Annotated in this window: 8 protein-coding genes; 5 read left to right on the top strand and 3 right to left on the bottom strand. The window is 61.9% G+C overall.

The window, feature by feature from the left end; genetic code table 11:
- Positions 1-207: class I SAM-dependent methyltransferase (locus tag ENZ74_RS13500; protein WP_206522278.1), on the top strand; the 207-nt coding region annotated here is incomplete at its 5' end.
- A gap of 137 nt (positions 208-344) precedes the next feature.
- Positions 345-1,346, top strand: a complete 1,002-nt coding sequence (locus ENZ74_RS13495; protein WP_027163378.1) for a glycerophosphodiester phosphodiesterase family protein — start codon at positions 345-347, stop codon at positions 1,344-1,346.
- Positions 1,347-1,376: 30 nt separating this feature from the next.
- Here ENZ74_RS13495 and ENZ74_RS13490 read toward each other — a convergent pair whose 3' ends face one another.
- Together ENZ74_RS13490 and ENZ74_RS13485 are read right to left on the bottom strand one after the other, a co-directional pair.
- Positions 1,377-3,356, bottom strand: coding sequence for a bifunctional 2',3'-cyclic-nucleotide 2'-phosphodiesterase/3'-nucleotidase (locus tag ENZ74_RS13490; RefSeq protein WP_063168055.1), 1,980 nt, complete (start codon positions 3,354-3,356; stop codon positions 1,377-1,379).
- Between the two features lie 149 nt (positions 3,357-3,505).
- Positions 3,506-4,771, bottom strand: a complete 1,266-nt coding sequence (locus ENZ74_RS13485; protein ID WP_063168056.1) for an NAD(P)/FAD-dependent oxidoreductase — start codon at positions 4,769-4,771, stop codon at positions 3,506-3,508.
- Between the two features lie 163 nt (positions 4,772-4,934).
- Here ENZ74_RS13485 and ENZ74_RS13480 point away from each other — a divergent pair, with 163 nt between their 5' ends.
- Entirely contained in the window at positions 4,935-5,585 is a 651-nt protein-coding gene (locus ENZ74_RS13480; protein ID WP_082826460.1) for a 5-formyltetrahydrofolate cyclo-ligase, read from the top strand.
- Here the strand turns inward: ENZ74_RS13480 and ENZ74_RS13475 are convergent.
- Positions 5,582-6,055 (bottom strand): Lrp/AsnC family transcriptional regulator, encoded by a 474-nt coding sequence (locus ENZ74_RS13475; RefSeq protein WP_013531467.1) that lies wholly within the window; start codon positions 6,053-6,055, stop codon positions 5,582-5,584. The genes ENZ74_RS13480 and ENZ74_RS13475 overlap by 4 nt on opposite strands.
- Before the next feature lie 156 nt (positions 6,056-6,211).
- Between ENZ74_RS13475 and ald the strand changes: the two genes are divergently transcribed.
- Positions 6,212-7,327, top strand: a complete 1,116-nt coding sequence (ald, locus tag ENZ74_RS13470) for an alanine dehydrogenase (RefSeq protein WP_013531466.1) — start codon at positions 6,212-6,214, stop codon at positions 7,325-7,327.
- A 206-nt stretch (positions 7,328-7,533) separates the two neighbouring features.
- On the top strand, positions 7,534-8,332 hold a 799-nt coding region (locus ENZ74_RS13465; RefSeq protein WP_164761022.1), incomplete at its 3' end, for an outer membrane beta-barrel protein.

The raw sequence follows: 8,332 nt of genomic DNA, 5'->3' as shown, positions 1-8,332 counted from the left end.
GCCCATCTGCGCGAGCGCGTGTTTCCGGATGACTATGCGCGCACGCTTGCCGAATGGCGCCACCGGTTCTGGGCGTCATGGGAGAAGATCGTCCCGCTCGGCTTCGACGACCGCTTCAAGAAGCTCTGGGAGTTCTACCTGCACTATTGCGAGGCCGGATTCCGCGCCAGCTACATCGACGTGCGCCAGGTGGTCTACAAGGCGTAAGTCGACACGTTCTTCGATTTCATTGCCGCCGACCAGGCGATATCGAGGATGATCTCGATGTCGCCGCCCGGTCGCCGTCAAAAAGTCCGATCGCAAAGCAGGATGCCGCGCAGGACGGACGAATCGGAAATCACTTGATGCGCAAACGGACGATCTTCTTCGGCATCATCGTTGTCGCCGCGGCGGGCATCTGGCTCAACAACACCTCGCTGTTGTCGAGCCGCCCCGCCGGCAAGCCGGAAGTGCTTGCCCATCGCGGCCTTGCCCAGGACTACGCACGGGAAGGCATGACGGGTGAGACGTGCACGGCCAGTCGCATGTTGCCGCCGCGCCATGCCTACCTCGAAAACACGATCCCCTCGATGGAAGCAGCCTTCGCGCTGGACGCTGACGCGCTCGAACTAGATGTTCACCCGACGACAGACGGCAATTTCGCCGTCTTCCACGACTGGACGCTGGATTGCCGCACGGAAGGCAAGGGAGAAACACGCAACCATTCCATGGCCGAGTTGAAGACCCTCGATGTCGGCTATGGCTATACGGCGGATGGCGGCAAGACCTTTCCGTTTCGCGGCAAGGGTATCGGCATGATGCCGTCGCTGGATGAGGTTCTGGCGCACTTCCCGGCCCGCCGCTTCAACATCAACGTCAAGAGCAACGATCCAGGCGAAGGCGAAAAGCTGGCCGCACGGCTTGCCATGCTATCGCCGAACGAGCGCTTCTATCTCTCGGTCTATGGCGGCGACAAGCCGATTGCCGCAGTCAAGGCAGCACTGCCGGACATGCATACGCTGAGCCGCGCGTCGCTGACGCAATGCATTCTGCGCTATGCCGCGCTTGGCTGGAGCGGCTATGTTCCAGATGCCTGCCGAAAAGGTACCTTGCTCATTCCCGTCAACATCGCGAAATGGATGTGGGGTTGGCCGAACCGGTTTCTCGATCGCATGCAAGGCGTCGACAGCCGCGTCTATCTGCTCGGCCCGTACACCGGCGGCGACTTTTCGCAAGGGCTGGACGATCCCGAACTGATCAAGCAGCTGCCGAACGGTTATTCCGGCGGCATTTCCACCGATGCGCTGGATCTCGTCATGCCTGACATCAAGGAACGTTTCACCCAGCCGGCTCAATCCACGCCATAAGGCCGGGACTCGAGCCGACCCGAACCACCTTCAAAGCAGGATGCGGTATTTCGCGAAACCTGCCTCGCCCTCGCCTGCCGGCTCGATCTTCAGCGATTTCAGCTGCGCAATGAAATCCTTCGCCTTGGCGCCGGTTTCGAACACGGCGCTGGTTCCAGGCAGCGGCGCGAACGACCAGTTGTCGTCCGCGGACGGGTTGATTGTACCCTCGCTGACGATGTAGCGGACGATGACGTCGCGATTGGTGTCCGGCGCTTCATAGATGATCTTCGAGGCATTGATGTCGGGGAAATTGCCGCCGCCACCGGCCCGGTAGTTGTTGGTCGCGACGACGAATTTCTGTTTGGGGTCAATTGGTTTTCCATCGAAACTCAGGTCGACGATGCGATTGGCGCCAGCGTTAGCCAGCCCGCCCTTGGCATCGTATTTCGGCGGCTGCGACAGGTCTATTTTATAGGTGACGCCGTCGATGACGTCGAAATTGTAGGACGGAAAATCGGTGTTGATGAGGGCCTGGTCGGCCTTCCCTGGCTCGATCCGGTTGAAGATCCCGGCCGACATTTCCAGCCATTCCTTGACCTGCCCACCGGTGATTTCGACCGCACGCACGGTGTTGGGATAGAGATAGAGGTCGGCGACGTTCTTGATGGCGATATCGCCGGCGGGCACGTCGGTATAGTAGTCGGCGCCGTTGCGTCCGCCGGCCTTGAACGGAGCGGCCGCCGACAGCAGCGGCACATCCTTCCATTGCGTATTCTTCAGAATATCCCTGAGGTACCAGGTCTGCGCCTGGCTGACGACCTGCACCGACGGATCGTCGGCGACCAGCGCGAAATAGGAATAGAGCGGCGCGGAGGTCTTGCCGACGGGGCGGCGCACATAGGCCAGTGTTGCCTGGTGGTCCTGCTCAAGGGCCGCGATGATGCGCTTGTCGTCCGGGACAGTCGGTTTATTCTTGTTGTCGACGCGTTCGAAGATCGGCCGCGCCTCGGAAGTGGCGGAAACGACCTTCCATTTCGACCCGTCACGCTCCAGCATCAGGTCGATCAGCCCCATATGCGAGCCCCAGAAACCGCCCATGACGGCGGGTTTGCCCTGCAGCGTGCCCTTTTGCGTGTCGACACCATCGAGCGACTGGAAATCCTTCTTGCCGGGGAACACCAGATGCTGGTGCCCGGTGAACACCGCGTCGATGCCGGCGACGCCGGCGACGAAGAACGAGGCGTTCTCCATCATGTCGCCGTGCTTCACGTCGATGCCGGAATGCGACAGCGCAATGACGATGTCGGCGCCCGCCTCCTTCATCTGCGGCACCCAGGCCTTGGCCGCCTCGACGATGTCGCGCGTCTTGACGTTGCCTTCGAGGTTCTTGAGATCCCAGACCATGATCTGCGGCGGCACGAAGCCGATGATGCCGATCCTGATCGGCTGCTCGGCGCCCGAACCGTCCTTGATCTTCTTGTCGAGGATGACATAGGGCTTGAGATAGAGCTTGTCGTCGCGCGGGTTCGCGGCAAGCTCCGTGCCGCGGATCAGATTGGCGCAGACGAAGGGAAAATTGGCGCCGGCCAGCACCTTGTCCAGGAACGACAGGCCATAGTTGAACTCGTGGTTGCCCAGCGTCGAGCACTCGTAGCCGAGCAGGTTCATACCCTTCATGATCGGATGCAGGTCGCCGTCCTTCAGGCCCTTCTCATAGGCGATGTAGTCGCCCATCGGATTGCCCTGCAGCAGGTCGCCATTGTCGATCAGCATCGAATTCACCGCTTCCTTGCGCACGGCGTCGATCAGGGAGGCCGTGCGCGACAAGCCCAGCGTGTCGTTCGCTTTGTCGGCGTAATAATCGTAAGGCAGCACGTTCACATGGATGTCGGTGGTCTCCATGATCCGGAGATGCGCCTGGTTGGCCTGTGCGCGAGCGGAGAAGGGATGAAGCACGATCAGCGCCCCTGTAGCTGCGGTGCCAGCGAGGAAATCGCGGCGGGAGACGGGATGGAGCAGTTGCGACATGTTTTCTCCTTATCGACAACGTGACACGCCCTGCCCCGAAGCGAACTTCGCGCCGAAATCGGCTCAAGTCCATTCAAGAAGTTGCGTGCATCGGAAGGTCAGTCGACCAGCAACAGATGACGTGCGGATGAACGGTGCCGGTGAAGAAATCAGCCCTTGTCGTCGTCGCCCTGGGTGATCAGCCGCGCGCTGCGTTGCCCCGTCGCGTAGATCCATAGCCAGCTCAGCGAAACAGCAAGCCGGTTGCGAAAGCCGATCAGGAAATAGATGTGAGCCACTCCCCACAGCCACCAGGCGAGCCAGCCGGTGAGCTTGATCCAGCCGAAATCGATGGCGGCGGCGCGTTTGCCGATCGTCGCCAGATCGCCGGCATGCCTGTAGTGGAAAGGACGCGCGGTCGTGTCGCCGCCGAGCCTGGCCTTGATGGTAGCCGCAACATGTCGGCCCTCCTGCTTGGCGGAAGGCGCCACGCCGGGAACCGGCCGCCCGTCTGGCCGCAGCACATGAGCGGCGTCGCCGATGACGAAGATCTCCGGGCTGCCACGCACACTTAGATCGGGCTCGACCAGCACCCTGCCCGCGCGGTCCGCCTTCGCTCCCAGCCATTCAGCGGCTGGCGAAGCGGCAACGCCGGCTGCCCACAGGATCGTTCGGGCGGCCAGTTGCTTATCGCCAAACACGACACCTTCGGCGTCGCAGCGCGTGACGGCCCGCCCGAGCTCGACCGTCACGCCGAGCCGCTCGAGCGCTTTGTTGGCGTAGTCGGAAAGTTTCGGTGCGAAATTGGCCAGAATGCGGTCGCCGGCCTCGATCAGCACCACGCGCGTCTGCCGCGTGTCGATGTTGCGGAACTCGCCGCGCAGCGTGTCATGCGCCAGCTCGACGATGGTGCCGGCAAGCTCGACGCCGGTCGGCCCGCCACCGACGATCGCAATGGTCAGCAGCGCCTGGCGCTTGGCGGGATCAGCCTCCCGCTCGGCCTGTTCGAAGGCCAGGAGAATTCGCCGCCGAATGGTGGTGGCGTCCTCCAGCGTCTTCAGGCCAGGCGCGAACGGCTCCCATTCGTCATGGCCGAAATAGGCGTGGCGGGCACCGGTGGCGAGCAGCAGCGTGTCGTAGGCGACCGCGCTGCCGTCATCGAGCAGCACGCGCTTGCCGGCGCGGTCGACACCGGTGACATTGGCGAGCAGCGTCGTCACATCCTTGCGCTTGCGCAGGAGGTGGCGGATCGGCCAGGCAACCTCGGAGGTGGCCAGCGCCGTCGTCGCCACCTGGTAGAGCAGCGGCTGGAAGAGGTGATGGTTGCGCTTGTCTATCATGGTGATGCGCACGGGAGCGCCGGCAAGCGCACGGGTGAACTCGAGGCCGCCGAACCCCGCGCCGACAACGACGACATGATGCCTGGCTTCGTTCATTTCGTTCACCTTGTTAGCAAGATTGCCTGTCCTGCATGTAGGTATTTTTGTGCAATGCAACAACAGATGGCCAGTGCCCGAGACTCGTCGTTGCATGTCGTGAATGCACATGTTGTATCGTATCGCGAGGTATAGCGTCATCGAACACGCGATGAGGTGAGGCATGGCCAACGATCGTGACGACGATGCTCCGGCGCAGTATTCTTCGCCGCCCTGTTTCATGCACGAACTCGATACGGAATTCCGTGCGCCTTCGAGCGACTGGACCGATGTGAGACGCTGGCGCAAGGCTGAGCGCGAACGCCTGATCGCCGCGCGTCTTGCTGTTTCGGCCGACGCGCGAACGGTAATGTCGCAACACATCGCCGATGGCCTCGACGCGGTAATCGGCGAGATCGCCGGCCGCATGGTCAGTCTCTACTGGCCGTTTCGCGGCGAGCCGGATTTGCGGCCTTGGATGACGTCCATAAACGAACGCGGCGGCCGCACCGCCCTGCCCATCGTCATCGAGAAGGGGCAGCCGCTGATCTTCCGCGCCTACAAAGCAGGCGACCGGCTGGAGAAAGGTGTCTGGAATATCCCGATCCCGGCCGAGGGCGATCCGGTGCTGCCGGACATCGTCATCTCGCCGATCGTCGGCATCGATCCCCTGAACTACCGCCTGGGTTATGGCGGCGGTTTCTTCGACCGTACGCTGGCAGCGATGCCGTTCAAGCCACTGGTCATCGGCGTCGGCTACGAGCTGCAGCGCATCGCGACCATCTACCCGCAGCCGCACGACATTCCGATGGATCGGGTGGTAACGGAGGCCTAGGCCATTTCCGGCTTCATGCCCATGGCGGTCCTGTCGACGATTTCGCGTAGCGCAAAGGACGAATTGATCTTGGTCACATGCGGCATCGCCGACAGCCATTCCTTGTGGATGCGCTCATAGTCGACGAGATCCTTCGCCGCGATCCGCAGGATGTAGTCGTATTCGCCCGACATCAGGTGACAGGACAGCACGTTCGGGCAGCGCTTGATCGCCGCCTCGAAATCCGACAGCGTCTTCTCGAACTGCCCCGACAGCGATATGTGCACGATCGCCGTCATCTGGTGGCCAAGTGCCGCATTGGAAAGCCGGGCGTGGTAGCCGCGAATGGTTCCGGATTTCTCCAGATTGTCGAGCCGGCGCGAACAGGCCGACTGCGACAGGCCGACCTTCTCGGCCAGCGCCGCATTGGGTATCCTGCCATCCTTCTGCAAAGCCTCGAGAATGGCGATATCGATCCTGTCGAGCGGCATTATTCGTGAATCCTGCGAATATCTTGCTGTTTCGCGCAACAATTATCGAAACCGGCCGGTGGGCGCAAGCGCATTCGCAAACACCTGCGCAACGATTCGTGGTTCACTCCAGCCATACAGGGAACGAGCCCAAAAGGGCCGGATCAGGAGAAGAAAATGCGCGTCGGCTGCCCCAAGGAAATCAAGAACCACGAATACCGCGTCGGCCTCACCCCCGGCTCGGTCCGCGAATATGTCGCCCATGGCCACGAAGTGCTGGTCGAGACCGGGGCCGGTGCCGGCATCGGCGCCGATGACAACGCCTATCGCGCCGCCGGCGCCACGATTGCCAAGACGGCCGCCGAGGTGTTCGCCAAGTCGGACATGATCGTCAAGGTCAAGGAGCCGCAGCCCAGCGAATGGGCGCAGCTTCGCGAAGGCCAGATCCTGTATACCTACCTCCACCTTGCTCCGGATCCGGAGCAGACCAAGGGCCTGCTTGCGTCCGGCGTGACGGCAATCGCCTACGAGACCGTGACCGACGACCGTGGCGGCCTGCCGCTGCTGGCGCCGATGTCGGAAGTTGCCGGACGCCTGTCGATCCAGGCCGGCGCCACGGCGCTGCAGAAGGCCAATGGCGGCCGCGGCGTGCTGCTGGGCGGCGTGCCCGGCGTGCTGCCCGGCAAGGTCACCGTGCTCGGCGGTGGCGTCGTCGGCCTGCACGCGGCCAGGATGGCGGCCGGCCTTGGCGCCGACGTCACCATCATCGACCGCTCGATCCCGAGATTGCGCCAGCTCGACGATCTCTTCGCCGGCCGCGTCCACACCCGTTACTCGACTGTCGAGGCGCTGGAAGAAGAGTGTTTTTCAGCCGACATCGTCGTCGGCGCGGTGCTGATCCCGGGTGCCGCGGCGCCAAAACTGGTTTCGCGCGAAATGCTGTCGGGCATGAAGAAAGGCTCGGTGCTGGTCGATGTCGCCATCGACCAGGGCGGCTGCTTCGAGACCTCGCACGCCACCACCCATGCCGACCCGACCTATGAGGTCGACGGCGTCATCCACTATTGCGTCGCCAACATGCCGGGTGCCGTGCCCGTCACGTCGGCCCACGCGCTCAACAACGCGACGCTTCACTACGGCCTGCAGCTCGCCGACAAGGGCCTGAAGGCGCTGGTCGACGATCATCACCTGCGCAACGGCCTCAATGTCCACAAGGGCAAGATCACCAACCGCGCAGTCGCCGAGGCGCTCGGCTACGAACTGGTCGAGCCGAAAGCGGTACTCGCCGCCTGATTTTCGCGAAAAACAGCTCCTTTCAATCCAGCCCGCCGGTTCCATGCCGGCGGGTTTTTTCTTGCGAGCCTGTTTTTCAGGCAAAGCATGGCGCCGAAAGATGTGACGCAACGGCACTTTGCTCATCATTGTTGCATATTTGTCATTCCCGTGCCGGCCGGTTCCCTGCTAGAGACATTCTGGGTTTACTCATGGGGTACGGGCATATGTTCATTCGCACATCCGCGAAATCTTTTCTTCTTGGTGCTGTTTCTGCTGTGGCTTTGATATCTGCTGCTCACGCAGCAGACGTCGTGCAGCCGGTAGAAGAAGCTGCCGGCTTTAACTGGAGCGGTCTATACGTTGGTTTTGGCGTCGGCGCCGGTGCCAACGTACACAAGCTCAGCAGCGATTTTATTCCAGTCTCGCTGAACGGCATTGGTGGCGAAGGCGTCTACGGTGAGCTGACGGTTGGCTATGACTATATGGTCGCGCCGCGGTTCCTCATCGGTGGTCTGCTGGACGCTCACGTCGGCAACATCGGGACCACGCTGGACATTACGGGATTCGACGCTTCGATCAAGGAAACCTACGGTTTCGACGCTGGCCTGCGTCTCGGCTATCTCTTGACGCCAAACACTCTGGGATACGTGCTGGGTGGCTATTCCTGGCAGAAGTACAAGCTCGATACGAACGCTGGCTTCGACTTTGATTGGGATCAGAGCGGGTATTTTGTCGGAGGTGGCATCGAAACGGCCATCAACAGCAATTGGACGATCAAGACTGAGTATCGCTATACGGGCTTCGGGACCAAGGACGATCTTCTTTCCGAGGCTGGCATCGTCGGGGTTCCGGACGGTCTCCTCAATCTTGACACCTCGCGCCATACTTTCCAGATCGCAGCCAATTACCGTTTCGGTGCCCAGAACGGCGGCGGTGCTGCCTTCGAGACGCCAGCCTACAACTGGACCGGCTTCTATATCGGCGGCGCTGGTGGTGCCGGTGCGTCCGTGCACCAGATCAACG

It is taken from the genome of Mesorhizobium sp. M7A.F.Ca.CA.002.15.2.1, from assembly GCF_003998715.1.
GTDB classification, from domain to species: domain Bacteria; phylum Pseudomonadota; class Alphaproteobacteria; order Rhizobiales; family Rhizobiaceae; genus Mesorhizobium; species Mesorhizobium ciceri.
Note: the sequence above shows the minus strand (reverse complement) of the source record. Positions and strands in the feature narration are given on the sequence as shown.

Coding starts and splice junctions, on each gene's coding strand:
- ENZ74_RS13495 (WP_027163378.1), top strand. CDS start 345: ATGCGCAAACGGACGATCTTCTTCGGCATCATCGTTGTCGCCGCGGCG.
- ENZ74_RS13490 (WP_063168055.1), bottom strand. CDS start 3,356: ATGTCGCAACTGCTCCATCCCGTCTCCCGCCGCGATTTCCTCGCTGGC.
- ENZ74_RS13485 (WP_063168056.1), bottom strand. CDS start 4,771: ATGAACGAAGCCAGGCATCATGTCGTCGTTGTCGGCGCGGGGTTCGGC.
- ENZ74_RS13480 (WP_082826460.1), top strand. CDS start 4,935: ATGGCCAACGATCGTGACGACGATGCTCCGGCGCAGTATTCTTCGCCG.
- ENZ74_RS13475 (WP_013531467.1), bottom strand. CDS start 6,055: ATGCCGCTCGACAGGATCGATATCGCCATTCTCGAGGCTTTGCAGAAG.
- ald (WP_013531466.1), top strand. CDS start 6,212: ATGCGCGTCGGCTGCCCCAAGGAAATCAAGAACCACGAATACCGCGTC.